Genomic DNA, 25,967 nt, shown 5'->3' with positions numbered 1-25,967 from the left:
GTTCCGGGGCGGGGAGGGGTGTTTGTCCGAGACCAGTATGAAAGAAGCATTTCTTCGCTTGCGCGAGGAGTTCCTGCAAATCTGCCGCGGGCGGGTTGACGCGATTCGAGAGCAGGAACGGGTCCTCCGCTCCGGAGCCAGCGCGACAGACAAGAGTTCGGCATTGGAGACCATACGCCGGGAAACGCATACGATTTCGGGCAGTTCGGGTACTTACGGCTATGCGGATCTATCCAACAGCGCGCGGAGCGTCGAACTTGCGTGCGGGAGTCATTTGGCGGAACCGGACGGGCAACCGGATGACATCCTTGAGCGACTTGCCAAGCTCTATGCCGATGCCGACAAAATGTTTGCGGACCCTGACATAGGGACCATCCCGTTCTGAGGAACGCTCGTTGTTTAAGCGGTTCCGCTCTTCCAGTCAGTCCAGACGCGCTTTATTTCTTCGCTGAGCTGCATGGGATTGAACGGTTTTGCAATGACGCCGATTGCTCCCAACTCGATCAGCCGCTCGACCTCTCTCGCGTCCGTCTCCGCAGTCATGAAGATCACGGGAATATCGACGGTGTCCTGGCGCCGCCTGAGTTCCAGGAGCGTGGCTGGGCCGTCCAGATCAGGCATCATCACATCGAGCAGGATGCAGTCGGGCGAGACGGCCTCCAGGCAGCCGAGCGCTTCCCGGCCCGATTCACAGGACGTCACCTCAAAGCCGCCGATCGATTGCAGCGAGAGTTTGGCGATCGACCTGATATCTTTCTCGTCATCGACATGCAGGATCTTATGCATCTGGTAGGCATCTCAGGACAGTTGGGACCTTGGGCCGAGCGGCGCGGCGGTTGCGCACATTGCAAACATAGTCGTATCAAAATGCTGCCGACTAACTGAATCGTAACCATTGCCGGTTAACGAATTACAAAATGACGGACTGAGTGCGGCGAACCGGCGACACCGGTTGTTTCAGAAGCGAGTGGGCAGGACCTGATATGGAAGATTTCGAGAAACATCTAGCGCAGTTGCATCAGGAATTCCTGGATCACTCGAACGATCGGGTCGCGCACTTGGACGACATGCTGGACGCGGCATCCGCGAAAGGTGAGCTTGAGCCTGGAGCTCAGATCGAGCTGGCTCGTATCGTCCATTCCCTGAAAGGTTCGGGAACGACCTACGGCTATCCCAACCTCACGATCATCGCTCATCGCCTGGAAGATTATCTCGCGGCCTCAGACGGCTCCGAGTCGCTGTCGCTGAAAGATATCCGGATCTTCGTTGATCGGATCGGCGACGTGATCGACGGACGGATATCTCAGGATGGGCCGATCGACACTATTGTGCGTTCGCTCCCGATGCGCTCCCGTTTCGATGTTTCCGATGTGACGATTACGGAGATCGAGGTCGACCTGATCATGGAGCCGGGAGCTCAGGCACGCCTGGTGACCAAGGAGCTTGAAGCCTGCGGCTATCGTGTCACCCACGTTCAGTCTTCGATCCAGGCTATCGGTTATGTCTATCAGACGCGTCCTGATTGCGTCTTCGTGTCCGCGAACATGCCGGGGCTCGACGGTGTCGACTTCGTTCGTGCGCTGAAAGCGATGCGGGCGACAGAGGAAATTCCCTGCGCGCTGCTGACGGCGTTTTCGCGCGACAACCAGCTTCTGCAGGGGTTGCCGGAGTCGGTTCCGGTTATCCGCAAAGGAAAGTATTTTGGTGACGACCTTGCCGATGCATTGCAAAAGCTCGGTCTGCTCTAGCTCGCGCTTTGGTGGCTGGTTTCCAGTAAAGACGTGTGAAATTTTCAAAAAATAAAGCGGAATCTTGGATAAAGAGCCGTTTTGTATTTTGTGGAGTATTTCCAGAGATTGTTTTATTGAATTCGCTCCATTTTTTACGTTGGGGCCGGCGCGGGTATTTCCCGCCGTTTTGTCGCGATGAGTGATGTGTGGAATAGCGACCTTTCCTTTGATGTGGAAGGCGCGATCGAAGGCGCGTTCGACGTCATGCCGGATCCGGCGCGGGACGGCATTGTCCTTTGGAGCCGAAATGGACGGCTGCAAGCCTATAGCGGCCCGGTTTTGGGTATCCTCGGACTGCCGGACGGCGCGCTATCGCTTGGAATGAAGGCGAGCGACATCCATGCTTTGCAGGAGTCCTGCCGCGATGCCCGTTTCCTGAACGGTTTTGCTTCTGAGCTCGCGTCGGGTGACTTGGAACTTGCCGCGCCTCGGGAGGATTTCCGCGTCGTGCTGGATTCCGGGCGTGTTGTCAGGATCGACCGGCGCCAGCGGCGGGACGGCGGAGTCGCGACAGTTGTTTCAGAGGTGCCGGATTTCGTGCCTGCTGGAACTGCGGCACGCGAAGAATCGGACGCATTGCGGGGGATCTTCGAGGATTGCCCGATCGGGGTGCTCGTCCTCTGCAATGATACGAACGAATGCCTGATGGCGAATGCGTCGCTAACGCGCTGGTTCGGCTCGGATTTCGTCGAAGGAATTGCAGGGGCGAAGCCGTGTCCGGTGGGCGACCGGACGGACGATCTCGCTTCAATTCTGATCGACCCGAATTTCAGCATGGCGATGGCCGAATACGAGATCGAGCGTGAAGCGCTGGATGGCGGAACCCGTTGGATCCTGCTGAGCGGCCGGCCGATCACTTTTGAAGGCTGCGATGCCAGGATCATCTGGTTCCGCGATATCTCGGTCCGGAGGCGCCAGGCCAAAGACCTGCAAAGCAAGGTCGCCGAGAAAACGCGGCAGCTCGAGGAAGCCCTGCACCGGGCCGATCTCGCCAGTCTCGCCAAAACCCAGTTTCTGGCCAATATGAGCCACGAACTCCGGACACCGCTAAACAGCATCATCGGCTTTTCGGATCTGTTGCAGAAGGAGATGTTCGGGCCGATCGGCAGCGAACGATATGTCGAGTTCGTTCAGCATATACATTCGGCCGGAGCGCACCTTCTGGAGCTGATTAACGATATCCTCGATGTTTCGCGTATAGAGCTGGGAGAGATGGGCCTCAAGGAGGACCTTTTTGACATCGCCCGCTCGGTCTCCGCGACGATTGCAATGATCCGGCCGAAGCTGGCCGAGAAAGGGCATCATTTCTCAGCGAGTCTTCCGGACGGTCCGGTTGGCTTCGTTGGCGACGAGCGGCAGATTCGCCAAATCCTGATGAACCTTCTCACCAATGCAGTGAAGTTCACGGATGCGAACGGAGTGATTGCGCTCAGCCTGACGGTGGATGCGGCGGCGGGAGTTGTCCTTGAAGTCTCGGATAATGGCATCGGTATTCGAGAGGGCGATCTCGACCGGGTTCTCAATCCGTTTGAACAGGCGACCGACGAGACCTACAGCCGGTCTATCGAAGGGGCCGGGCTCGGCTTGTATCTCACGCAGGCAATCGCCAAGGCGCATGGTGGCGACCTGAAGATCAGGAGTGCCCTCAGCGAAGGCACGACCATCACAGTGACGTTGCCGGCTGAGCGGCTTCAGCCCCTCGCATAAACCGGGCATGCCGCCGCTGCGGATCTACTCCAGATGCTCTTCGACCGGGATGGCCGCCGGAGTGCGGATGAGGAGAGCGAGAAGGGCGCAAGCTGCCGGATAGACCGAAAGGCCTTGGATCATCAGGCTCGGCGATCCGAATGTATCGAACGCATAGCCGATCGGGAGCGGGCCGAGCGAGGCGCCGACGACCATAATCATCTGTCCTGTTCCCTGAATACTTCCGAGATGGCGGCGTCCGAAATAGCGCGGCCAGATATATCCGAACAGGGTCATGCTGCAGGCGTTGTTCAGCCCGAAGAGGGCGGCATAGAAAATCGCCGTGGGCACGTTATTGACCTGCGTCACCATGAGGAGGGCACTGGCCTGGACCAATAAGGCTAGCGCAAGCGCATGGCGGGTCTTGAGGCGGTCGAGCACACGTCCGACGACCGGCATCATGGCGACCATGGTGCCGGCTGTGATCGGGAAAACCCAGGCTGCGACGGCGGGATCGAGGCCCTGCGCCGTGAAGATCTTCACCTGGTAGAAATGGAGCGCGGTAACCAGCATTGCGATGGACGCCATGCTGAACCAGATCAGGTGAAAGGTCGGTGTTCTGAGCGCCTCGGAGAGTGTAAGGCCCGGAATGTCCTCTTCCTTGGAGTTTTTTACTGCGGCCGCGGCTTCTGGCCTCGGGCGGCTCTCACCGTCCGGAGCCAACCCCTTTTCTTCCGGACTGTCGATCACGAGGAGCCAAATGGCGGGAAGCATCTGGACCCAGGTCAGAAGACCCAGATAGGTCCAGGCCTGCCGCCAGCCGACGGTTTCGATCAGGAACTGCGCAAGCGGTGGATGTACGGCGATCGATGCACCGAAACCGAGTGCCATCAGCCCCATGGCCGTGCCGCGCTTCCTCGCGAACCAGCGGGAAGTCAGGTTGGCGGAGGTGAGCATCAAGGCACCCTGGCCGAAAAAGCGGAGGAAACCGTAGCCGAGAGCCAGCCAGACGAAATTCGCGGCGGCGCCGAAAAAGAGGCAGGCGAGCCCAAGCAGGAAGACGATCGCGCCCGCCATACGGCGCGGCCCGAAACGGTCGACCAAGCGTCCGGCAACGGGCAGGCAGAGGGCGGCGGCCAGCGTTGCCGTCCCGTAGGCAGAGGCGATAGTCGTGCTGGTAATCCCGAGATCGGCGCTGATCGGGTCGACGAACACGCTGAAGGTGTGGGATTGGCCCGGGCCGCTTGTGAAGAGGCCGAGACCAGCGACCGAGAGGATGACCCAGCCATAGAAGAAGCGGTCGTTCAGATAACCGAAAACGTGATCGCGCAAAGCCGCGACGGACATCCTCACCTCCCGATTATTGTTTTATTGCGAACTGATCCGTCCGCTTATCGTCACAGTGTATGCAGAACCGCGTCTGAACAAGGGGCAAGTTGCGTCGTAATCGGAAAGGGAGCATGTCCGCGGACCCGGATCGTCGCGCGGCAATGGTTGACGTTCGCCGCTATTCCGGACAAGTTCGGTAAGATGCGAGCAAAAACAACGGAGTGATATGCTGTGGTCAATGTGGTCGAAGCCAAGTTTGGTATCGGCGCGGTTGTTCGGCACAGGATGTTCGACTTCCGGGGTGTCGTGTTCGATGTCGACCCGGAATTCGCCAACACCGAGGAATGGTACGAGGCCATTCCGGAGGACCGCCGTCCCCGGCGCGATCAGCCGTTCTACCACCTATTCGCGGAAAACCCGGAGACCTACTACGTCGCCTATGTCTCCGAGCAGAACCTGATTGACGACAGCGGCAATGGCCCGGTCAACCATCCGTCCATTTCAGACCAGTTCACGGAATTCGACGACGGCCGCTACGTCGTCCGTCATCACGAAGCCTGAACTCTTCGCATCTTCAGGCGGCGCAGCGCGGCTTTGAGCGCTGGCCCGAACCGGATGCCCGTTTCCTGAATTCCCAGACCCGCGCCGGCGGCAGATTGCGCCAGGCGATGCCAACAGGCGTTGCCTTCAGGCCGAGTTCGTTCCGCAACGCGCGTGGAACCGGGCAGGACGGACCGTAGCTGTACTGGATCAGGGAGCCTTCCTCACCGAGGACCGAAAGGATCGCGGCAAGGATTGCCTTGCGCTGCGTGCGCGGAAGAGAGAGCAGGGGCAGGCTGGAGACGATCCGGCGGACCGGTCCGATCTCGCGGCGTGCAAGATGGTGGCCCAACTGCTCCGCGTCGCCCGCGATGACCGTCGTGCCGGGAAAATCGCGCCGCAGCCAGGCCGAAAGCGCCGGGTCGCGCTCAAGGATGACGAGGCGGTTCCGGGCGATACCGGCATCAAGGAGCGCGCGCGTCACGGCTCCGGTGCCTCCGCCGAGCTCGACTATCCACTCGTCGGGCCCGGTCCGTGACACGGTGCGTGCAATGAGCCGGGTCAGGTCGCGTCCGCTGGGGCGGACCGAACCGGTCTTCAGAGGGGCACGAAGCCATCGTGAGAGGAAGAAGATTTCCTCTCTGGCGGATCGAAGACCCATTTATGCATTGCTCCCCAGTGGCGCTCAGGACGGTGTCCGTACCCGGACATAGATAGGCAGTACGGATCGGCGCCAAAAGCATAATTTCCAAGCGCTCGCGCGCCAACAGGCATCGACAGGGTTATTCGCCCCGAGACTGCCTGTTTGAGGCGTTGCGCAGCTTTGGATCGAGCAAATCGCGCAAACCGTCGCCGAGCAAATTGAGGCCGAGGACGGTCACGGCGATGCTGATGCCGGGGAGAATCGCGAGGGTCGGCGCGAAATAAAGCATGGTCTGCGCTTCATGGAGCATTTTCCCCCAGCTTGGTTGCGGCGGCTGGGTACCGAGTCCGAGATAGCTGAGACCGGCTTCCGCGAGTATGGCGAGGGCGAATTGGATCGTCGCCTGCACGATCAGCGGACTGGCGATGTTGGGCAGCATGTGCCGGAGCGCGATCTGCAGCGACGGCACGCCGATTGCGCGGGCGGCGGACACATATTCCATCTGCCAGACCGAAAGGGAAACGCCGCGGGTGAGCCGGGCGAAGACCGGGACGTTGAAGATCCCGATGGCGATGATCGAATTCACCGTACCGGGCCCGTAGATCGCGGTGATCATCACGGCGGTCAGCAGGGCTGGAAAGGCAAAGGCGAGATCGCTCGCGCGCATCACGGCTTCGCTGATGAGGCCCGGTCGCATTGCGGCCAGCAGTCCGAGCGGACCGCCGACCCCGACCCCGAGCCCGACGGCGACGATCCCGACCAGAACGGAATTGCCGGCGCCGACCATGAGCATGGATACGATATCGCGTCCAAAATGATCGGTGCCGAGCGGATGAGAGAGGGAAAACGGCCGGAGTTTCTGGGCGATGTTCAGTTCGGTTACCGGGAACGGCGTCCAGATCAGGGCGAGCGCCGCCGTAAGGAGGACGAAGAGACTGATCGCGCCGCCGAGTAGGAAACCCGGATGACGCGATGCGCGCCGCCAGAACGGAGTGCGGACCGGACCTGACACGATCGAGACGCTTTCAGACATCGCTGCCCGCTTTCCGGAGCCGCGGATCGGTCCAGGCATAGAGAAGGTCGACGACGAAGTTGACCGTGATGACGAGGGCGACGAGAAGCACCACAACGTCCTTCACGACGATGAGGTCGCGTTGGGCGATGGCCTGGAAAATCAACCGGCCGAGGCCGGGCAGGTAAAAGACGTTCTCGATGATGACGGTCCCGGCGAGCAGGAAACTGAATTGCAGCCCCATGATCGTCAGTGGCGCCGCGAGCGCATTTCGCACCGCATGCCGCCAGAGCACCGTGCGACCGGAGAGCCCCTTGGCGCGGGCGGTGCGGATATAATCCTCGCCCATCACCTCTACGACCGATGAGCGGGTGACGCGCGCCAGGATCGCGGCCTGCGGCAGGGCGAGCGCGACGGCGGGCAAAAGCAGCGCGCCGAGCGCCGGCAGAATACCGTCCTCGAAACCGGGAAAGCCGCCGGCACTGGTCCAGCCAAGCGTGACGGCGAAGAGCAGGATCAGCAGGATCGCGAACCAGAAGTTCGGAACGGCAACGCCGAGCTGAGCGGCGCCCATGATGAAGGTGTCTGCGAAACCGCCACGGAAACGGGCTGCAAGCACGCCGCAGGGCAAGGCGATTGCGGTCGAGAACAGGATGGCCATGAGCGCCAGCGGAAGGGTGACTTCCATGCGCTCGCCGATCAGCTCCGCGACGGGGACGTCATAGGTATAGCTGATACCGAGATCGCCGGAGAGAAAGGCGAGGATCCAGACCAGGAAGCGTTCGGGCACCGGCCGGTCCAGCCCCATCTGGGCCCGGAGCGCGGCCAGCGTGTCGGGCTGGGCGTTGAGGCCGAGCATGACTTCCGCCGGATCGCCCGGCAGGACTTCCATGACCATGAAGACGACAAGGGCGGCAACCGCAAGGGTCGCCGCCAGTGCCGTCAGCCGTCGAACGGCGAATGCGAGCATATGCAGGGTCCGTCGGGCGCGGGGTTATTCCCAGTAGGCGCCTGTCACGTCGTTCGCCTGGATCGGCCGGTTGCGCCAGAGCCCCTTGATCTTCGTGCGCCAGACGCCGTTCTGAGCGAGTTCGAAGAGGAAACCGTTGACCGCGTCCTCCGCGAGGATTTTCTGTGCCTCGCCGATCAGGGAGTTCCGCTCCGTCGGATCTACCGCCTCTGTGAGAGCGGAATAGACATTCCGGAAGCGGTCGCTCTTGTAGTTGAAATAGTAGCTGTCGCGGGCATAGATCCCGATATCGAACGGTTCCGTGTGGGAGACGATCGTCAGGTCGTAATCCGTCGTCTTGAAGACCTGCTTCAGCCATTGGGCCCACTCGACCGGGATGATCTCGGTTTCGATCCCGACGGCTGCGAGCTGGGCCGCGATCACTTCGCCGCCACGCCGCGCATAGCTCGGCGGCGGCAGTGTCAGGCGCAGTTTCAGCCCGTCGGCGTAGCCGGCTTCGGCGAGGAGTGCCTTGGCCTTGGCGGTATCGTGCGGATACATGCCGGTCAGGTCGATATAGGCCGGGTGGTGCGGCGCGAAATGGCTGCCGATGGGGGTACCGGAGCCGAACATGGCACCGTCAATAATCGCCTGGCGGTCGATCGCGTGGCTGATCGCGCGGCGAACACGAATGTCGCTCAATGCTTCGTTCGCATGGTTCATGGAAAGGATCGTTTCCCCTTCCGTCGTGCCGATCATGACCAGGAAACGCGGATCGGAACGGAACTGCTCCAGCAATTCCGGAGCGCCGAAATTCGGGATCGCGTCGACATCACCTGACATCAATGCGGCCGCCGAAGCGGCGGCGTCCGGCATGATCTTGAAGCTGACCTTTGTGAGCTTTGCCTTCGTGCCCCAGTAGGCGTCGTTCCGCGCCAGATTGATCTCGGAGCCTTTCGCCCAGCGCTTGAAGCTGAAGGGGCCGGTGCCGACAGGGTTGGATTTATTCGCCCCGGCGCTTTCCGGCGCCACGATGACAGCGTCACCCCAGCCGAGATTGAAGAGGAAATGGCCGGTCGGGCGCTTCAGGGTGATCACGACCGTCGTCGCGTCCGGCGCCTCGACCTTCTCGATCGGTTCGAACAGGCCTTTCTGGGCGTTGGTGCTGTCTTCCGCCATGGCGCGATTGAGCGAGAACAGGACATCGGCGGAATCGAACCCGGTGCCGTCATGGAAGGCGACACCGTCCTGCAGCTTGAAGGTATAGGTGAGGCCGTTCTCGGAAACGCTCCAGGACTTCGCCAGTGCCGGCAGCACCGCGCCATCAGGTCCGATGCGCGTCAGGCCTTCGAACACATTTGCATAGACAACCTCGTCGATCGCCGCGGCGGCGCCGGCGGTCGGGTCCAGATGCGGCGGCTCAAGGCCAATACCGAGAGCGAGGCTATCCTTGGCGGCGGCATTTCCTGCGGCGCCCAGCGTGGTGGCGAGCAGCGCGGCGGCGAACAGCTTGGATTTCATCTTTTTCTCCCCGTTCAAAGCGGCGCGCCATCCGGTCGCCGCCCGATGCGCGCAGCCTTGCACGCTGCCCTTGGCGTCGCAACCAGCTTCGGCGGAGTCTGTATTGGGCCGTCGGATCAGGAGGAGTGTTTTAGCGCCGAAACGAGCGTTTTCGCGGCCTGTTCGAGGGCCTCGCGCTGAGGTCCCCCGATTTCCGCGTCGCCGAGGGTTCCGGCGATCGCTTGGAGGACGTCAGCAAGCAGGTAGTCATGCAGGTGGAACGAGGCGACACGCTTGTCGTCGCCGGGATGGACCAGTTTGAGCACGATACTGTCGTCATCCCGTGAAACTTCGAAGGTGCTGTCGCGGCGGAAATAGCCGAGATAGGCCTTGTCGGGAAATTCGATGGAGACCTCCGCTCCGTCGGTTATCGGCTTTCTCATGGTCTGTTCCAGTCGGCACACACGGGCATCGTTTGGTCCCTGAGGAGGATTAGGCGGTCGTTTCATGCTCTCAAACATTGATTTGGATCAATGTTTTTGACTTGTTTCAGGTCGATATTGAGAGTGACACTGGTATGAAACAAGTCGCTGGCCGGACAGGATTCCCAATTCCTGCCGATGAAAGAACGGCGGAAGTGGAGGAACCAGATGGTATCGGCCGATACGGTCCACGTGACAGGCAATGGCATGGAGCCCGACGAGCCGTGGGAATGGCTCGCGGCCGGGTGGCGCGACATGCTCGCCGTGCCTGGAATCAGCCTGACCTACGGGGTCGGGTTTACGCTGGTCAGCCTCGGCTTGGCGAGCACGCTTTTCCTGCTGGACGTTCCGCACCTTCTGCTACCGCTCTCGGCCGGGTTCATGCTGATGGGGCCGATGCTCGCCGTCGGTCTTTACGAAACCAGCCGCCGGCGCGAGGCGGGGGAGCCTGTATCGCTCAGGACCGCCCTGTTCGTGCCGGTAAAGAATCCAACCCAGCTCGCCTATCTCGGTGTGATCCTGATGGTGGTGCATCTGATCTGGATCCGGATCGCGACGCTGCTTTATGCACTTTTCCTCGGCACGCGGCCGTTTCCGGGGCTCGAGGACTCCATCGGCATCCTGTTCTTCACCTATGACGGCCTCGGGCTGCTTGTGATCGGCACGGCCTTTGGTGGAGTGCTGGCGGCCGCGGTCTTTGCCGTGACGGCGTTTTCCGTGCCGATGCTCATGGTGCGGGACGTCGATGCGGTGACCGCCGTGATGGAGAGCGTCCAGATGGTACGGCGCAATCTCTGGCCGTTGCTCGTCTGGGCCTGGCTCATCGTCATGTTGACGGCGGTCGGGATCGTGACCTGTTTCGTCGGACTCGCAATCACTTTCCCGCTGATCGGCCATGCGACATGGCATGCCTACAGGCGCGCCTTCGACGGGGTGCGGCCGGAATAAGCCTTATCCTCTCGGCGTTTCGCTCACGTCTTTCATCCATTTGAAGGCCCGGGGATACCAATCCTTCGGCGCCGAATGGCCGCCGTCATAGAGGCAGAGCGCGAGACGCTTGCCGCCGGAGCAGCCACGCCATTCCCGGCAATGCAGGCCCTTGTCGCCGGTGCTTTGCAGCTCGTCGGCCTCGCACCGGTCGTGGCTGCGCCAGAAATCGAAGCCTTCCAGCACGTTACCCTGCCGCCAGCGGCTTCCGATGGCGCGTCCCTCTATAGGGACCACCTTGTCGCCGCGCCCGTGGACGTGAAGCATGTTGATCGGGCCGCTTGGGCAGTTCTGTGGATGAGGACGCCAGAAGGCGCCGGAGACGGGAAGGAAGCCGGAAAAATCGTCCCCGCTGAGGCAGGCGACGTTCCAGGCCATGGAGCCGCCGAGCGAGAACCCGGAAACCCACAGGCGCGACCGGTCGATGGGCCATTTTGACGTAACGTCCACCCTGACAGCGCGGGTGAAGGCGATATCGTCCCTAAGTACGGAAGGGGCTCCCCGTACGCCCCATTGCCCTTCGATACCGTTCGGAGCGACGACGAGGATACCGGCCTCATCTGCAGCCCGCATCAGAGCCTTCATTCGCAGGACGGTCCTGCCACTCTGCTTGTAGCCGTGAAAATAGAGCACGGCCGGCAGCGGGCTTTGCCCGTCCCAGCCGGAGGGCGGTTTGACGTAATAGCTGCCGGCTGGGATTTCGCATGGGGTTTCCACGCCGCACGCTTCCGCGCCGCCCGGGGCGGCGGCGAGGCAAAAGGCGATCAGTAAGGCGGGGAAAAATCGGATCGGGTTCATAATCCGGAGCATGACCCAAACCCGGCCCGGATGTGCGTCACTTGGACGTGATTGAGAAGTGCTCAGTCCTCGTCGAGCATCCGGTGTGCCGCCCCATCGAGATCCTCGAATTGTCCGTTCTTCAGCGCCCAGAGGAAGGCGACGAGGCCCACCAGGCCAAGCAGCAGGGCGGCGGGGATCAGAAAGCTAAGCGCTGTCATTGGTCTGCTCCGGCTGAAGACGACCCAGTTTGATTCTGAGCGCGTTCAGGGTCACCACGAGGGACGAGGCGGACATTGCGATGGCCGCGATCAGCGGTGTCGCGAAGCCGGCTGCCGCGACCGGCACCGCGATGACGTTATAGGCGAGGGCGAGTGCGAAATTCTGCAAGACCAGAACGCGGGCCGAGCGGGCCGTCTTCACGGCTTCCAGCACGGGGGCGAGGCGCTGGCCCTGGAAGATGAAATCGGCCGCCGTCTGGCTTGCGTCGGCGGCAGTACCCGGCGAGATCGAGGCGAAGGCGGCGGCGAGGGCGGGCGCGTCGTTCAGACCGTCCCCGACCATGCAAACTTTTCTGCCTTTCTTCGCCAGCGCTTCAAGCCGGGCGATCTTGTCCTGAGGTGTGCAGGCCTCTCGCCACTGCGCGATACCGACATCGCGTGCGAGCCGCTCCACGGCCTCGCGGCGGTCACCGGAGAGAAGCTCGACCGAGAATCCGTGATCGCGCAAGGCTGAGACGGTTTCGCGCGCGTCGGCTCTGGCCTCGTCGCGGAAGCGAAACTGGGTGCAGCGATTGCCGTCGGTGAGCCAGAGCTCCGGGCCGTCGTGATAGGCGCCGGCCTCTGCGCCGACCCGGGCAAAATTGCGCCGCCCAAGACGGATCTCGGTCTGGCCGTCCATCGCACGAAGGCCCTGTCCAGGCACTTCCTCGACATCGTCCATCGCAGCAACGGGGCCGGCGACGCGGCGGATGGCGAGGGACAGAGGATGGCGGCTCGCGGCCGCGAGGGAAGCGGCGCGTTTAAGATCCGAAAGCGCAATATCGTGCCGGTCCAGCAGCTCCGGACGGCCGAGCGTCAGGGTCCCGGTCTTGTCGAAGACGATGGTGTCCACCGCGGCGAGCCGCTCCAGTCCGTCGCCCGATTTCGCGAGAATGCCGGCCTTGAGCAGCCGTCCGACGGCGCCGGCCTGAACCGCGGGGACGGCGAGGCCTAGGGCGCAGGGGCAGGTCACGATCAGGACGGTGATCGAAACCAGCAAGGCGGCTTGCCAGCCGATGTCTCCGAATGTCATCCAGCCGGCGAAGGTGGCAAGCGCCACCGCGTGGACGACCGGGGCATACCAGCGGGCCATCCGGTCCGCGAGGCGGACATAGCGCGCACGGCCCTGTTCGGCCGCTTCCATAAGGCCCACGATTTCGGAGAGCAAGGTGCCTTCGTCCGTCGCTGTCACGGTCACAGTCACGGGTGCGCCGAGATTGACCGTGCCGGCGAAGACCTTTTCGCCCGGCCCGGCGGCGCGCGGGACGGATTCGCCGGTCACCATTGAAGTGTCGATCTCTGTCTGTCCCGATTGCAGGACACCGTCGACGGGGAAGCGCTCGCCGGCGGCGACGGCGACCTTCATGCCCGGGCGGACGAGGTCTATCGGCTGGGAAATGTAACCGCCGTCCTCTCCGATGACGGTCGCGGAGACGGCTTTCAGGGCGAGCAGGTTCTGTGCCGCGGATTCCACCTTCCGCCGGAGCGAACGATCGAGGAAGCGGCCGATCAGCAGGAAGAAGAGCAGGCTGACAGAAGCGTCGAAATAAACATGTTCGCCGCCGCGCGTGGTCTCGAACAGGCTCATGCCCGCGGCGAGGATGACCGCTAGCGAGATCGGCACATCCATGTTCGTGCGGCCGTGAGAGACGGCGGAGAGGGCGGAGCGAAAAAACGGGCGCCCGGAATAGGCGACCGCCGGAAGCGCGATCAGCGCCGAGAGCCAGTGCATCAGCGCGCGGGTGGCTTCGCCCATATCCTGTGCGAGGCCGGCCCAGACCGCGACAGAGATCAGCATGACGTTCGCGGCGGCAAATCCGGCGACCGCCATCGCCTTCAGCAGTTCCCGGTCGTCGGTATTCGCCGAGGCGGCGAGTTTTACAGGGTCATAGGGTGAGACCTCGTAACCGAGATCGGCCAGCTTCTCGACGAGTGCCGCCGCGCTGGTTTCGGCTTCGTTCCAGCGCAGATGCAGTCGCCGCGTAGTGGCATTGAGACGGGCGAGGAGCACACCGGCTTCGGTGCCGAGTCCGCCTTCGATCTGACGCACGCACGAGGGGCAATGCATATTGCGGACGATCAGGTGCAGATCTGCGATACCGTCCGGACCGGCAGCGACGTAACTTGCCACATCGGCCGGGCGGATGACGTCCTCCGCTAGATCCATCGCCGCCGCGATCTCGCAGCAGCTCGCCAGCGGAGCGGTTTCCGTCTTGCCTTTGTCTGCCGGAGTGCGGGGCGCAGTGCTCATTGCTCTGCCTACTTGATCCAGAGTTCGCCGTCGCGGCGGAAGCTGCTGCCGTCCGCCATGCGCGCGGTCATACGTGTGTCCCAGTTGCCGGCGACGGGAAGCTCGGCTGCTCCGGTATAGCGGCCGTCCGCTCCACGCGTCAGCGCGATCGTCTGATCGTATTTCTCGTTAATCGGATGGCGGAAACTGAGGGTGACGCTCTCTGCGGCGAGCGGCTTTCCATTGCGGTCGCCGAGCGATGCGGTAACGGTCACCGCGAAGCTGTCCGGTTTGCCAGGATCCCGCGCGACGGCGATATCCGCCGTCCATCCGAGGGCTCGCTGCTTCGTGGCATCCTCGATGAGGCTGTTGTAGTTCAGCCCTTCGACATAGGATTTCGGCGTCGTCAGGCCGGTCCAGGTATCGAGCGCGATCACGACGAAGGTCACGTTGACCGCGATCACCACGCCGAAAAACCCGAGCAGGGTGAAGAGAACGTGTTTGCCTTTCAGGCGGGCGGGCTCGGTCATCGCGAGGTCACTCATTTTTCCGGTCCTCTGAATATGGTGTCGTTGACCGCCCGGTTCCCGTCAACCACGTCTGTCACGATGAAATCGAAATCCTGCCGTCCGTCCGGAACGGAGGCCGGCGGGACTGAGACGAACACCCGGAACTGCGCCAGCTTGTCGGCGGGCACCTCGAGGCCGCTGGTCCCGTCATGTCCGACGACCGTAACCAGGGCGTTGTCCAGGCCATCGACCGCGATCTCGAAACGCCGCACCTCGTGCTGCTTGTTGAGGATCTTGATCGTGTAGCCATTGCGGACGCCGCCGTCGGAAAGTTTGACGAAGAGCGGGTTTCGGTCATGCAGGATGTTTATGTCGAGCGTGGCGCGGGTCAGCAGGGTGGCGAGCATCAGCAGGCCGACGGCTGAGATCAGCGCGCTGTAGATGACGGTCCGTGCCCGGATCAGACGCGGTTTCTGTGTCGGCTGTCCTGTCGCGCGCCGCTCGTGATTGACGAAAGTATCGTAGGAAATCAGGTTCAGCGGCCGGTCGATACGAGTCATCACCTCGTTGCAGGCGTCGATGCAGAGGGCGCAGTGAATACATTCAAGCTGCTGGCCATCGCGAATATCGATGCCCATGGGGCAGACCGCGACGCACTGGTTGCAATCGATACAGTCGGCGCGCTCTGACCAGTCCTGGTTCTTGCGGAACGGCGCGCGCGGCTCGCCCCGATCGTCCTTGTAGGAGACGATCAGGGAGTCCTCGTCGACCAGCGCTCCTTGGATACGGGGCCAGGGGCACATGAAGGTGCAGACCTGCTCCCGCATCATGCCGCCGAAGATATAGGTGCTGGCGGTCAAAACGGCGACGGTGCTGTAGGCGACGACCGGGGCCTGCAGGGTAAAGAGATCGACCAGCAGGGTAGGCGCGTCCGCGAAATAGAAGATCCAGGCGCCGCCAGTCGCCATCCCGATCAGCAGCCAGAGAGCGTGCTTCACGGATTTCCGGGCGACCTTGTTCACCGAGAGCGGTTGCTTGTCGAGCCTGATCCTGGCGCTGCGGTCGCCTTCGACGAAGCGCTCGACCCAGATGAAGAGATCGGTCCAGACGGTCTGCGGGCAGGTATAGCCGCACCAGACGCGGCCGGCGAGGCTGGTGATCAGGAAGAGGCCGAGCGCGGCGATGATCAGGAGGCCGGTCAGATAGTAGACCTCTTCCGGCCAGATCTCGATGAAGAAGAAGTAGAACCGGCGCGCGGGGAAATCGATCAGGATCGCCTGATCGGGCGCGTTCGGGCCGCGATCCCAGCGGAGCCATGGTGCGACGTAGTAAACCGCGAGCGTGGCGGCCATGACCAGCCACTTCAGCTTGCGAAAGAAGCCGGTCGCCCGTTTCGGGTAGATCTTGACCCGGGCCTTGTAGAGGGAGCGCTCCTCCTTCTTGTTGACCGCATCGACGTCGATCTTCTCGACTGAGGCCTCGGGGGCGGTGGCTGGGCTCGAAACCTGGCTGGCCTGATCCATGGGTGACCTGTTTTCGCGGGTTTGCTGTCACTGATCCGGGGCGGTCCTGGCCCGGGCGGTTGGGAAGCTCCCGCCGGAGGACCGGCGGGAGCAATAAGGTTTATTCGCCGCCGCCGAGCGAATGCACGTAGACGGCAAGCTGTTTGATCGTCGCTTCGTCGAGACGGCCGGTCCAAGCCGGCATCACGCCGTAGCGGGCATTGGTGACAGTCGCACGGAGCGTGTCGCGGTCGCCGCCATAGAGCCAGATCGAGTCGGTCAGGCGCGGGGCACCGGTCTCCCGGATACCTTCGCCGTTCTCGCCATGGCAGGCAGCGCACTGCTCCACGAAAACGTCCTTACCTGCCGTGGCCATACCCGAGTCGTGATCCTGTCCGGAGATCTGCAGGACGTATTCCACGACCTCGTTGATCTGCGGGCGTTCCAGCAGACCGTCCCGGCCGAAGGCCGGCATTTCGCTGTACCGCGTATCGTCGTGATCGGAACGGATGCCGTAGAGGATCGTGGTCATGATCTCGTCCGGCTTTCCGCCCCAGATCCAGGCGTCGTCGTTGAGGTTCGGGTATCCGACAAAGCCCTGGGCGCCCTGACCATGACACTGGGAGCAGTTCACCGCGAAGGCCGAGCGTCCGCCGGCGAGCGCGAAATTCAGCAACTCGCTGTCGCCCCGGATCTCGTCCAGGGAGGCGGTCTCGATCTTCCCGAGATACTCTGACTGGGCTTCCTTTGCCTCTGCGATCCGGTCCATCACCTCTTGGCGGGAGGAATAGCCGAACATGCCTTCGGTATAGCTGGAGACCAGCGGCCAGGCCGGGTAGACGACCCAGTAGCCGATCGACCAAAGGACCGTGATGTAGAAGGTCCAGAGCCACCAGCGCGGGAGAGGATTGTTGAGTTCCTTGATCCCGTCCCACTCGTGACCGGTTGTTTCGACGCCGGTCACAGCGTCCTTTTCAGCGTTGTGAGCCACGGTCAATCCTCCTCAAGCGGCATGTGCGCGGCTTTTTTGAACTTGCCGCGGTTGCTCGGCCACAGCGCGTAAATCACCGCGCCGCCGAACATGGTGACCAGGAACACAAGGCCCCAGGTCTGCGCGAAAGCGGAGACAGTCTGGTAATCCATTTCTCCCTCCTATCGCAGCGCCGGATCCTGGGCGTAGAGGTCGAAATCGACCAGCGTACCCAGCATCTGGAGGTAGGCGATCACCGCATCGAGTTCGGTGAGCTTGTTCGGATTGCCGTCGAAGTCGCGTACCTGAACCTTCGGGTAGCGCTCCATGAAGGCATCCACTTCATCCGCATCCGGATTGACCTGGACCCGGGCATCGAGGACCGCGTTCTCGATCATCTCGTCCGTGTAGGGCACGCCGACGCCACGGTTCGCCGCCAGGTGGCCGGAAAGATCGTCGATCTTCAGCTCCTTATCGGCGAGGAACGGATAGCCCGGCATGATCGATTCCGGCACCACGGAGCGCGGATTGATCAGGTGCGCCACGTGCCAGTCGTCGGAATAACGACCGCCGACCCGGGCGAGGTCCGGTCCGGTTCGCTTGGAGCCCCACTGGAAAGGGTGGTCGTACATGCTCTCCGCCGCGAGGCTGTAATGGCCATAGCGTTCGGCTTCGTCCCGGAACGGCCGCACCATCTGGCTGTGGCAGTTGTAGCAACCCTCGCGGATATAGATGTTCCGTCCCGCGAGCTCGAGCGGGGTGTAAGGACGCATGCCCTTCACCTTCTCGATTGTGCTTTCCAGGTAGAAGAGGGGCGAGATCTCGACCAGGCCGCCGATGGCGACGGTGATCAGGATCCCGACGCAGAGCAGGATCGAGTTCTTCTCGAAGACAGCGTGTTTATTGAGCAGAGACATCGATCATTCTCCCGCCGCGACCGCGCCCTGGGGTGCGCGCACCGGCGCGCCCACGAACGGGGCTTCATCACGAAGATCGCCCCGCATGGTGCGGTAGAGGTTGTAAGCCATGACCAGGGAACCGGCGACGAAAACGGCACCGCCAAGAGCCCGGATCACATAGAAGGGATGCATGGCCTCGACGGTCTCGACGAAGGAGTATTCCAGAAAGCCGAGGGTGTCGTAGGCACGCCACATCAGGCCCTGCAGGATGCCCGAGACCCACATCGAGGTGATGTACAGCACGATGCCGATGGTCGAGATCCAGAAGTGCCAGCCGACGAGGCGCAGCGAGTAGAGCCGCTCGCGGTTCCAGAGGATCGGAACCACGCAGTAGAGGGCGCCGAAGCTGACCATGCCGACCCAGCCGAGCGCACCGGAATGCACGTGGCCGACGGTCCAGTCGGTGTAGTGGCTGAGGCCGTTCACCGCCTTGATGGACATGACCGGGCCTTCGAAGGTGGACATGCCGTAGAAGGCGACGGAGGTGACCAGCATGCGCAGGACCGGGTCCGTGCGGAGCTTGTCCCAGGCGCCCGAGAGCGTCATCAGGCCGTTGATCATGCCGCCCCAGGACGGCATCCAGAGCATGATCGAGAAGGTCATGCCGAGAGTCTGCGCCCAGTCCGGCAGGGCCGTGTAGTGCAGGTGGTGCGGACCGGCCCAGATATAGAGGAAGATCAGCGCCCAGAAGTGGATGATCGAAAGCCGGTAGGAATAGACCGGACGCTCGGCCCGCTTCGGGATGTAATAGTACATGATGGCCAGGAAGCCGGCGGTCAGGAAGAACCCGACGGCGTTATGGCCGTACCACCACTGCGTCAGTGCGTCCTGCACACCGGCGAAGGCGGAGTAGCTCTTCGCGCCGGCAAGGGAAACCGGCAGGGACAGGTTGTTGACGATATGCAGCATCGCGATGGTGATGATGAACGCGAGGTAGAACCAGTTCGCGACGTAGATATGCGGCTCTTTCCGTTTCCAGATGGTGCCGAGGAAGACCAGCAGATAGACCACCCAAACGATGGTCAGCCAGAGATCCACGTACCATTCCGGTTCCGCGTATTCCTTGCTCTGCGTGATGCCGAGAACGTAACCGGTCGCCGCCAGCACGATGAAGAGCTGGTAACCCCAGAAAACGAACCAGGGTGCGAGACCGCCCGCGAGCCGGGCCTTACAGGTCCGCTGCACCACGTGGAAAGAGGTCATGATCAGGATGTTGCCGCCGAAGGCGAAGATCACCGCCGAGGTGTGCAGCGGGCGCAGGCGGCCGAAATTCGTCCAGGGAAGGTCGAAGTTCAGGACCGGAAATGCCAGCTGCAGGGCGATGACGAGACCTACGGTAAAGCCCACCACGCCCCAGAAGGTCGAGGCGATGGCCCCGGCGCGGATCACGCCGTCCATATAGCCGACGTCGTCGTCCGCCGTCGGCACCGCTGGCGCGTTGGCCATATCGTAGTGGCGTTTCACCAGGACGAAACAGCCGAGAGTGAAAAAGGCAAAGAAAAGAAAGGCGTGAAAGCCCATCTCGGGGCTCGGCGCTTTTGCCATCCAAAGCAGGCTGACGATGGCACCGAGGGCGAAGAGAACCCCCATGGTCCATGCGCCGCCTGTATGGCGGTTTGCGGTTAGTGTGCTGTTCATGTCTTCCCTCGCGATACTGAACACACTCGAGTGACCATCCCCCCTCCGGGAACAGCCTTGCTAGCAAACTAGAAACGTTGCCCTAATCCGGCATTGATTTAGGTCAAATTCCCAGCATGTCCTGAGCCGTGGGCTCAAGATCCTCTATGGGCGGCGCAATGAGCATGTGGCGCGAGCGCACAGCGACATTGCGCCGCAACATTTCACTCAAACAGTCATATTTTTTGTTTAGACAGCACCCGAATGGCGGGCCTTGCCGGAAGCCAGGAACGCATCAAAAAGTGCCGCGACGACCCGGACATAGGGCCGCCCCTCCGGTGTTATCTCGATCCTCGATCCGTCCCACGTCAAGAGTCCGTCCCTTTCCATCTCACCAAGGGAATCCGCATCGCTCAAAACGTCTTCGACGGGGATCGCATAGTCAGCGCAGGTTTCCGCGACGTCGACGGTATCGTTACACATCAGTTTCTCGATCAGGGTTCGACGCAGACGGTCGTCTTGGGTCAGTGAGAGTCCCCGGGAGACGGCGAGGCCCGATTCGCGAACGCTCTGCTCGTAAAGGCGTGTGTCCGGAACGTTCTGGATATAGCCATTCGGCAAATAGCCTATCGAAGAAACACCGAAACCGATCAGAGCGACCGCATCATCGGTCGTATAGCCTTGGAAGTTCCGTCGGAGCGTGCCGGCAGCCGCCGCGCGGGCCATCGAATCGTCTGGGCGCGCGAAATGGTCTAGTCCGATCTGGACGTATCCGGCGGCCCGGATGCATTCGGACATCGCGTGCGCCTGCTCGCGGCGGCGCGCCGTCCCCGGAAGGGCAGTTTCCGGAATGAGCTTCTGATGTTTGCGCATCCAGGGGACATGTGCATACCCGAAGACCGCGATCCGGCTTGGCTCGAGGCTCAGCGCGAGCGAGACGCTCTTCTCTGCATCGTCAGTGGTCTGGTAGGGCAGGCCGTACATCAGATCGAAGTTGAGATTTGAAACTCCGGCGTGGCGCAGCGCCGAAACGCGGTCGGCGACCAGTTCGAACGGCTGAAGCCGGTTGATGCTCGCTTGCACTTTAGGGGTGAAATCCTGCAGGCCGAGGCTGGCACGATTGATGCCGGAACGGGCATAGGCGTCGATCTGGCTGTCGTCGAGCGTGCGGGGGTCGATCTCAATCGCGAGTTCCGCATCGTCCGAAAACTCGAAGTGGCGGCGCAGCAGCGACATCAGGCTGAAAAAGTCGCTCGCATTGAGCCGGTTCGGGGATCCCCCGCCCCAATGCAGGTGGCGCACCGGTCCGGGCTTAGCGAGATAATGGGAGACGGTTTCGATTTCCCGCTCCATTACCCGTGCATACTCGGACACCGGGCCGTACTTGCGCGCGACCTGAGCCGCGCAGCCGCAGTACCAGCACAGTTCCTCGCAAAACGGCACGTGGAGGTAGAGCGAGAGGGCGTCGCTCGGGCTCAACTCGCCGAGCCATTGTTTGTAGTCGTCCGCGGACACCTGGTTGCTGAAATGAGGGGCCGTCGGATAGCTCGTGTAGCGCGGCACGTTGCTCGCGCCGTATTTCTGTAGAAGCTTGAGTTCGCAGACCCTCCGGGGCCCTTCTTTACGCATCATATTCATTTGTCTTCACCTGGATCGAGGGTGCGGCGCCGTCGCTTCAGACACTCATTTCCTGTCCCGCGGGAAATCGGTCGTTGGCAGGCTCTCTCGCGCTCTGCCAATCCAGTATTTCCTGCCGCAATGTCTCGAATTGCGCTTCGCGCTGGCTTCCGAAAATGGGATCCGCCCGGTCCGACAGGTGATCGTCGAGATCGCGCCAATCCTCTTGTTTCAGTACCCGGAGTGCGGTCGGGAAGAAGATGCTCTCTTCCATCCGGATATGGCGACGCTGCGACTCGATGAATTCGAGCGCAGCATTGGCAAACTGACTGCGGGTAACGATACCGGTGCCAAGCACACTCGCGAGCGCGCCGGCAAAGGCTTTGATGAAGGCTTCGCACGCTTTGTGCTCTTCCTCGATCTGGCCGATCTCTTCTGCGGCTTGCGGGTCGCGCGCGAGGATCTTTTCGTAGATTTGATCTTCGCGCACGTGATGGAATTCGGCGGGGTAGGTCAGGAAATAATCGACGATTTCCGAAACCACATCGTAATCCGGTTCGCCCCGGAGATGAGCGTCTTTTACCTGTTTCTCAAGAATCGAGAGCAGCAAGTCATGCTGCTCATGATCTTTCTGCAGGATTTCAAGAATTTTTGGCATGGCGACCATCCCTGTTCAGGTCTTTACGGCCGCGAGTCTATGGAAGGGGGCGCGTGCGGGCGTTGATGTATGTCAATTGCCCGGAAAGCCGAGCTTCTCGGCTCTTTCCAGAACCGTCTCGGGAGCGCTGGACGCGTTTATCCGATGCCATGAGCCGAGCGGTCCATGGCCGCGGGCGAGTTGATCGCGCATAACGTTTTCCGTGGCATCGGACGCGTCACCTCTTCGCCCCGCAATGCGGGCTGCCATGAGCTCCGCAGGCAGGTCAAGCCAGAGTCCATGGAAAGGCACACTTAAAGAACGGGCGAGCGTCTCCATGGCGTCGCGATCTTCGAGGCGGTCGTTTACTGCATCGAGGATCACCGGATAGCCTGATTTCAGCACCGCTTCCGCGCGTTGCAGCATCAGGCGGTAGACTTCCGCGCTCACTTCGGAACGGTAAGCCCTATTGGGCAGACGGTCGGTCGGTGCCGCGCCGTGTATCCGCTTCCGGATGATGTCGCTGCGCAGGTGGATCGCGCCGGGGACAGGGCGCCGCCGGTTGGCAAGGGCGCGTGCGAGGGTCGATTTACCGGAGCCGGAAAAGCCACCGACGCCGATCAGGAGAGGCGCCGCCGGTTCGATCTGCGTCCTCGCGGCCTCGAAGGAATGGCGCGATTGCTCCAGCATGGCTTCGCGTGCGGCGGGATCGTCTTGTGCCATGGCACCGCTGACCATGATCTTCGCGCGGACGGCCGAGCGGGTGGAAATGAACAGTGGCAGGCAAGGCAATCCATCATAGCCTCCATCGACGAAATATCGGTTGAAGGCGAGGTTCGCGAGGTCCGGACGGTCCCGGATCGCAAGGTCGCTGAGGAAATAGGCGAAATCGTAGAGCACGTCGATGCAGGCAAAGAGTGGGTTGAACTCAAGGCCGTCGAAAAGCGTCGGCTCGCCGTCGAGCAGGCAGATGTTTCGAAGGTGAAGGTCGCCGTGGCAATGTTTGGCGTGCCCACCTGCCATCCGCCTGTCGAGGAGCGGCGCGAGGCTGTCGAAGGCGGTCCAAACATGCTCCGCATATCTCGCGACATCGGCGGGCGCGAAATGTTCCGGCTGGGCTTCGAATTCCTCGAAATTCTCCTTGAGCACCGCGCGCAGTCCGGCGGCGCCGGCCCCGGGTGCGTCCTCTCGTGGCAAAGCCGCCGCGGCGTCGTGGAAGGAGCGGATACGTTCCGCTGTCCTTTCTATCAGGGCGGCAGAGAGCGTCCCGTCATCGGCCATGCGATCGAGCAGGGCGCCGTCCGGAAAACGCCGCATCTCAAGGACATATTCGACGGTTTCGCCCGCGCCGTCCCATTCCAGATCGCCGGCCGGTGTCTCGGTCAGCCGCCGGATGCCGAGATAGAGCTCGGGAGCGGTGCGTCGGTTGAGGTCGAGCTCCGCTTCCGTGAATCGTTTCCGCTTCGAGAGCGTGCCGTAATCCATGTAGGGGAATGCCACCGCGCGTTTCAGTTTGTAGGCGCGGTCTCCGGCGAGAAAAACATGACTGCCATGGGTCGCGATATGGGCCGGATCCTGATCTGGCCGTGGATCGTAGCTGTCGCGGCGCCCGAGAAATTCCAAAGCCGCACTTTGGTCGTCGGTTTCTTCCATGGTTCGATGGTCCGCTAGATCCGGTCACATGAATTGCTGGAGGCTGCCATCATGCCGCCGTCCGGTTCAGATTCCATGACATGACTCAAACACGCCGGACGGGACAGGAGGAAACAGTGGGACGTGCCGATATTGAAGCATCGCAACCCGGAGCACCATCCTCGCCGACCCGGGAACTTGCCGCATGGGCGGTTTCGGCCAAACCGGGAAGTATCGGTGCGACTGCGCATGCCTGGGCGGAGGATGCGATCCTCGATTGGTTTGGCGTAACGCTGGCGGGCAGCCGCGAGCCATTGAGCCTGATGCTTGCGGAAGCCGCCCGGGAAGAAGGCGACGGTCCAGCGCGTCTGGTCGGTTTGGCGGACAGTCTCAGCCCGTTGAATGCGGCGCTGGTGAACGGTGCGGCTTCTCATGCACTCGACTATGACGATGTGAATTCGCGGATGATGGGGCATCCGACGGTTCCGCTCGTCCCGGTACTGCTCGCCATCGCCGACACGCGGAAAGTGTCGGGTCCGGATTTTCTCGACGCTTTCGTGGTCGGTTACGAAACTGAGGTTCTCGCAGCGGAAATGGTGGGGCTCAGCCACTATGATCGCGGTTGGCACATGACGGCGACGATCGGAACGCTCGGTGCCGCTGCCGCAGCGGCTCGCCTGCTTGGCCTCGATGCGGAGCGGGCGGCACACGCGCTTGGCCTCGCCGTCGCTCAGGCGGCCGGTCTCAAATCCATGTTCGGGACCATGTCGAAACCCTTCCAGGTCGGAAAGTCGGCCTCGAACGGCCTGCTCGCTGCCCGTCTGGCTGGCAAGGGGATGACCTCGCGCACGGATGCGCTTGAATGCGCGCAGGGGCTTGCCGATACCCAGTCGGACGGTTTCACGCCGCAGGAAATCTCGCCGGGCGGGAATAGCGCCTATGCCGTGGAAGGCAATCTTTTCAAGTACCACGCCGCCTGCTACCTGACTCATTCCTCGATCGAAGCAGCGCGCCAGCTGCGTCTGGAGCGCGGCGTTGCGCCGGAGGCGATCGAGCGATTGACCATCGAGGTCAATAAGGGTGCGCTTTCCGTCTGTAACATTGAGAGGCCGGAGACCGGCCTTCAGGTGAAGTTCAGCCTGCGTCATACGGTGGCCATGGCGCTGAGCGGGCGCGATACGGCGGATCTCAACGCCTATACCGATGATCTCGCGCAGGACGAGGCGCTCCGGGAGCTCGGACGGCGCTCGATGGTGGTGGGGGTCGAGGCCGACACCCGGACGGTCGGGCGCGTTCGTGCGGAGCTCAAGGACGGAACGGTGGTTGAAGAAATCCGGGATGTCGGTGTCCCGGCGGCTGATCAGCCGGCGCAGCGCCAGCGGCTCCTTGAGAAGTATCGGACGCTCGGCGAGCCGGTGCTCGGTGCGGCCCGGACCGTCGAATTGGCGGACCGGATCTTCGCGCTGGCGGAAATTGAGGATGCGAGCGTGCTTTCGGCGCTCGCACAACCGGACTGAGCGGGGTCAGGCCGCTCCGAAAGCGATGGCGGCGAGCGCCTGCAGGTTCGGAATGATCACCACGGTCGGGCGGGGGAGCTGAATCACGCCGTCCTTCTTGAAGGCGGACATGATCCGGCTGATCGTTTCCGGCTGCATGCCGAGATGGTCGGCGATGCGCTCGCGACGCATGTTGAGCTTGAGCTCGGTGCCGTATTTCATCTGCTTGCCGGTGCGCTTGGCGAGGTCGAAGAGGAACCCGGCCAGCCGTTCCGTCGCCGAGGAGCGGGCGAGGGTCAGCATGCGCGTCTGTGAGCGGGCGACTTCCTCTTTCGCTGCGCTGTAAAGTGTCTCCATCAACCCGCAGGCATCGGACGTCCGGTCCGCCAGCGGGGAGACTGAAATCACGCAGAGATCGGTCGGCTTGACCGCCTCGTAGAATTCACGGATATCGCCATTGTCTTCCCGGGAGAGTGGCCAGGCAAGTTCTCCGTCGGTTTTGAAGGCGGCGACGTGGCGCCGGCCGTCCTCGAGGACGTGTTCCTGCATGAGCATTCCGGAGGCGATCCTGAAGACCGTGTCGGGCTCAAAACCCGAGATCTCAAGCCGCTCGCCGGGACGTGCGGATATCTGCCGGATCGAGTCCGAACATTCCAGAAGTCCTGCCTCGCCAAGCGCTTTGCGGATGGGGCAATCGCGGTCATCGCATCCCGCACAGGGGAGCTTGTCCGAATCATCTCCGTCCACTGCAATCGATACGTCCATAACCAGCCTGCTTCGTTCGCGCCGAAAGATTCCGGCATTCAAGCGGGCACAGTCTGCTGAAGCTCCGGAACGCGCGCT

26 protein-coding genes are annotated in these 25,967 nt (G+C 62.1%); 6 read left to right on the top strand and 20 right to left on the bottom strand.

Going from position 1 to position 25,967, the window contains the following annotated elements; genetic code table 11:
* The first annotated feature begins 22 nt into the window (after positions 1 to 22).
* Positions 23 to 385: an Hpt domain-containing protein gene (locus tag NUH88_RS01295; protein WP_257769483.1), complete on the top strand. Its 363-nt coding sequence runs from the start codon at positions 23 to 25 to the stop codon at positions 383 to 385.
* Positions 386 to 399: 14 nt separating this feature from the next.
* Here the strand turns inward: NUH88_RS01295 and NUH88_RS01290 are convergent, their stop codons facing one another.
* Complete coding sequence (locus tag NUH88_RS01290) at positions 400 to 786, bottom strand: response regulator (RefSeq protein WP_257769482.1); 387 nt, start codon at positions 784 to 786, stop codon at positions 400 to 402.
* A 197-nt stretch (positions 787 to 983) separates the two neighbouring features.
* On the opposite strand from NUH88_RS01290, the gene NUH88_RS01285 reads away from it, so the two are divergent.
* Both NUH88_RS01285 and NUH88_RS01280 read left to right on the top strand, forming a co-directional pair.
* Positions 984 to 1,748: an ATP-binding response regulator gene (locus NUH88_RS01285; protein WP_257769481.1), complete on the top strand. Its 765-nt coding sequence runs from the start codon at positions 984 to 986 to the stop codon at positions 1,746 to 1,748.
* A gap of 177 nt (positions 1,749 to 1,925) precedes the next feature.
* Entirely contained in the window at positions 1,926 to 3,497 is a 1,572-nt protein-coding gene (locus NUH88_RS01280) for a sensor histidine kinase (RefSeq protein WP_257769480.1), read from the top strand.
* Between the two features lie 24 nt (positions 3,498 to 3,521).
* Here the strand turns inward: NUH88_RS01280 and NUH88_RS01275 are convergent, their stop codons facing one another.
* Positions 3,522 to 4,823: an MFS transporter gene (locus tag NUH88_RS01275; protein ID WP_257769479.1), complete on the bottom strand. Its 1,302-nt coding sequence runs from the start codon at positions 4,821 to 4,823 to the stop codon at positions 3,522 to 3,524.
* Between the two features lie 213 nt (positions 4,824 to 5,036).
* Here NUH88_RS01275 and hspQ point away from each other — a divergent pair, with 213 nt between their 5' ends.
* Positions 5,037 to 5,366, top strand: coding sequence for a heat shock protein HspQ (gene hspQ, locus NUH88_RS01270; RefSeq protein ID WP_257769478.1), 330 nt, complete (start codon positions 5,037 to 5,039; stop codon positions 5,364 to 5,366).
* Between the two features lie 13 nt (positions 5,367 to 5,379).
* On the opposite strand, the gene NUH88_RS01265 is transcribed toward hspQ, so the two are convergent.
* From NUH88_RS01265 to NUH88_RS01245, 5 genes are all read right to left on the bottom strand, one after another.
* Positions 5,380 to 6,006 carry a class I SAM-dependent methyltransferase gene (locus NUH88_RS01265; protein ID WP_257769477.1) on the bottom strand — a complete coding sequence of 209 codons (627 nt, stop codon included), beginning with the start codon at positions 6,004 to 6,006 and terminating at the stop codon, positions 5,380 to 5,382.
* Positions 6,007 to 6,127: 121 nt separating this feature from the next.
* Positions 6,128 to 7,021, bottom strand: a complete 894-nt coding sequence (locus NUH88_RS01260; RefSeq protein ID WP_257769476.1) for an ABC transporter permease — start codon at positions 7,019 to 7,021, stop codon at positions 6,128 to 6,130.
* Entirely contained in the window at positions 7,014 to 7,970 is a 957-nt protein-coding gene (locus NUH88_RS01255; RefSeq protein ID WP_257769475.1) for an ABC transporter permease, read from the bottom strand. The genes NUH88_RS01260 and NUH88_RS01255 overlap by 8 nt, the downstream gene beginning before the upstream one ends.
* A 24-nt stretch (positions 7,971 to 7,994) precedes the next feature.
* Complete coding sequence (locus NUH88_RS01250; protein WP_257769474.1) at positions 7,995 to 9,470, bottom strand: ABC transporter substrate-binding protein; 1,476 nt, start codon at positions 9,468 to 9,470, stop codon at positions 7,995 to 7,997.
* A 116-nt stretch (positions 9,471 to 9,586) separates the two neighbouring features.
* The gene (locus NUH88_RS01245; RefSeq protein ID WP_257769473.1) at positions 9,587 to 9,892 is read right to left on the bottom strand and encodes a hypothetical protein; all 306 of its coding nucleotides are present in this window, start codon (positions 9,890 to 9,892) and stop codon (positions 9,587 to 9,589) included.
* A gap of 207 nt (positions 9,893 to 10,099) precedes the next feature.
* Here NUH88_RS01245 and NUH88_RS01240 point away from each other — a divergent pair, with 207 nt between their 5' ends.
* Entirely contained in the window at positions 10,100 to 10,879 is a 780-nt protein-coding gene (locus NUH88_RS01240; RefSeq protein ID WP_257769471.1) for a DUF2189 domain-containing protein, read from the top strand.
* Between the two features lie 3 nt (positions 10,880 to 10,882).
* Here NUH88_RS01240 and NUH88_RS01235 read toward each other — a convergent pair whose 3' ends face one another.
* From NUH88_RS01235 to NUH88_RS01180, 12 genes are all read right to left on the bottom strand, one after another.
* Positions 10,883 to 11,728, bottom strand: coding sequence for a CE1 family esterase (locus tag NUH88_RS01235; protein ID WP_257769469.1), 846 nt, complete (start codon positions 11,726 to 11,728; stop codon positions 10,883 to 10,885).
* 50 nt (positions 11,729 to 11,778) lie between these two features.
* Positions 11,779 to 11,916 carry a cbb3-type cytochrome oxidase assembly protein CcoS gene (gene ccoS, locus NUH88_RS01230; protein WP_257769467.1) on the bottom strand — a complete coding sequence of 46 codons (138 nt, stop codon included), beginning with the start codon at positions 11,914 to 11,916 and terminating at the stop codon, positions 11,779 to 11,781.
* A complete protein-coding gene (locus tag NUH88_RS01225; protein WP_257769466.1) occupies positions 11,903 to 14,206 on the bottom strand; it encodes a heavy metal translocating P-type ATPase in 2,304 nt (767 codons plus the stop codon). The genes ccoS and NUH88_RS01225 overlap by 14 nt, the downstream gene beginning before the upstream one ends.
* An 8-nt stretch (positions 14,207 to 14,214) precedes the next feature.
* A complete protein-coding gene (locus tag NUH88_RS01220) occupies positions 14,215 to 14,730 on the bottom strand; it encodes a FixH family protein (protein WP_257769464.1) in 516 nt (171 codons plus the stop codon).
* Positions 14,727 to 16,217, bottom strand: a complete 1,491-nt coding sequence (gene ccoG, locus NUH88_RS01215; protein WP_257769462.1) for a cytochrome c oxidase accessory protein CcoG — start codon at positions 16,215 to 16,217, stop codon at positions 14,727 to 14,729. Before ccoG ends, NUH88_RS01220 begins: the two co-directional genes overlap by 4 nt.
* Before the next feature lie 100 nt (positions 16,218 to 16,317).
* Entirely contained in the window at positions 16,318 to 17,187 is an 870-nt protein-coding gene (ccoP, locus tag NUH88_RS01210; protein WP_257769461.1) for a cytochrome-c oxidase, cbb3-type subunit III, read from the bottom strand.
* A 2-nt stretch (positions 17,188 to 17,189) separates the two neighbouring features.
* Complete coding sequence (locus NUH88_RS01205; RefSeq protein ID WP_257769459.1) at positions 17,190 to 17,339, bottom strand: cbb3-type cytochrome c oxidase subunit 3; 150 nt, start codon at positions 17,337 to 17,339, stop codon at positions 17,190 to 17,192.
* 9 nt (positions 17,340 to 17,348) lie between these two features.
* The gene (gene ccoO, locus NUH88_RS01200) at positions 17,349 to 18,083 is read right to left on the bottom strand and encodes a cytochrome-c oxidase, cbb3-type subunit II (RefSeq protein ID WP_257769457.1); all 735 of its coding nucleotides are present in this window, start codon (positions 18,081 to 18,083) and stop codon (positions 17,349 to 17,351) included.
* 3 nt (positions 18,084 to 18,086) lie between these two features.
* The gene (gene ccoN / locus NUH88_RS01195) at positions 18,087 to 19,523 is read right to left on the bottom strand and encodes a cytochrome-c oxidase, cbb3-type subunit I (protein WP_372743575.1); all 1,437 of its coding nucleotides are present in this window, start codon (positions 19,521 to 19,523) and stop codon (positions 18,087 to 18,089) included.
* Between the two features lie 468 nt (positions 19,524 to 19,991).
* Positions 19,992 to 21,374, bottom strand: a complete 1,383-nt coding sequence (gene hemN / locus NUH88_RS01190; protein ID WP_257769456.1) for an oxygen-independent coproporphyrinogen III oxidase — start codon at positions 21,372 to 21,374, stop codon at positions 19,992 to 19,994.
* Positions 21,375 to 21,417: 43 nt separating this feature from the next.
* Positions 21,418 to 22,026: a hemerythrin domain-containing protein gene (locus NUH88_RS01185; protein ID WP_257769455.1), complete on the bottom strand. Its 609-nt coding sequence runs from the start codon at positions 22,024 to 22,026 to the stop codon at positions 21,418 to 21,420.
* 63 nt (positions 22,027 to 22,089) lie between these two features.
* Positions 22,090 to 23,649, bottom strand: coding sequence for a bifunctional aminoglycoside phosphotransferase/ATP-binding protein (locus NUH88_RS01180; RefSeq protein ID WP_257769454.1), 1,560 nt, complete (start codon positions 23,647 to 23,649; stop codon positions 22,090 to 22,092).
* 116 nt (positions 23,650 to 23,765) lie between these two features.
* Here NUH88_RS01180 and NUH88_RS01175 point away from each other — a divergent pair, with 116 nt between their 5' ends.
* Positions 23,766 to 25,145: an MmgE/PrpD family protein gene (locus NUH88_RS01175; protein ID WP_257769453.1), complete on the top strand. Its 1,380-nt coding sequence runs from the start codon at positions 23,766 to 23,768 to the stop codon at positions 25,143 to 25,145.
* A 6-nt stretch (positions 25,146 to 25,151) separates the two neighbouring features.
* On the opposite strand, the gene NUH88_RS01170 is transcribed toward NUH88_RS01175, so the two are convergent.
* Entirely contained in the window at positions 25,152 to 25,889 is a 738-nt protein-coding gene (locus NUH88_RS01170) for a Crp/Fnr family transcriptional regulator (RefSeq protein ID WP_257769452.1), read from the bottom strand.
* Between the last annotated feature and the right edge of the window lie 78 nt (positions 25,890 to 25,967).

It is taken from the genome of Nisaea acidiphila (assembly GCF_024662015.1).
GTDB classification, from domain to species: domain Bacteria; phylum Pseudomonadota; class Alphaproteobacteria; order Thalassobaculales; family Thalassobaculaceae; genus Nisaea; species Nisaea acidiphila.
Note: the sequence above shows the minus strand (reverse complement) of the source record. Positions and strands in the feature narration are given on the sequence as shown.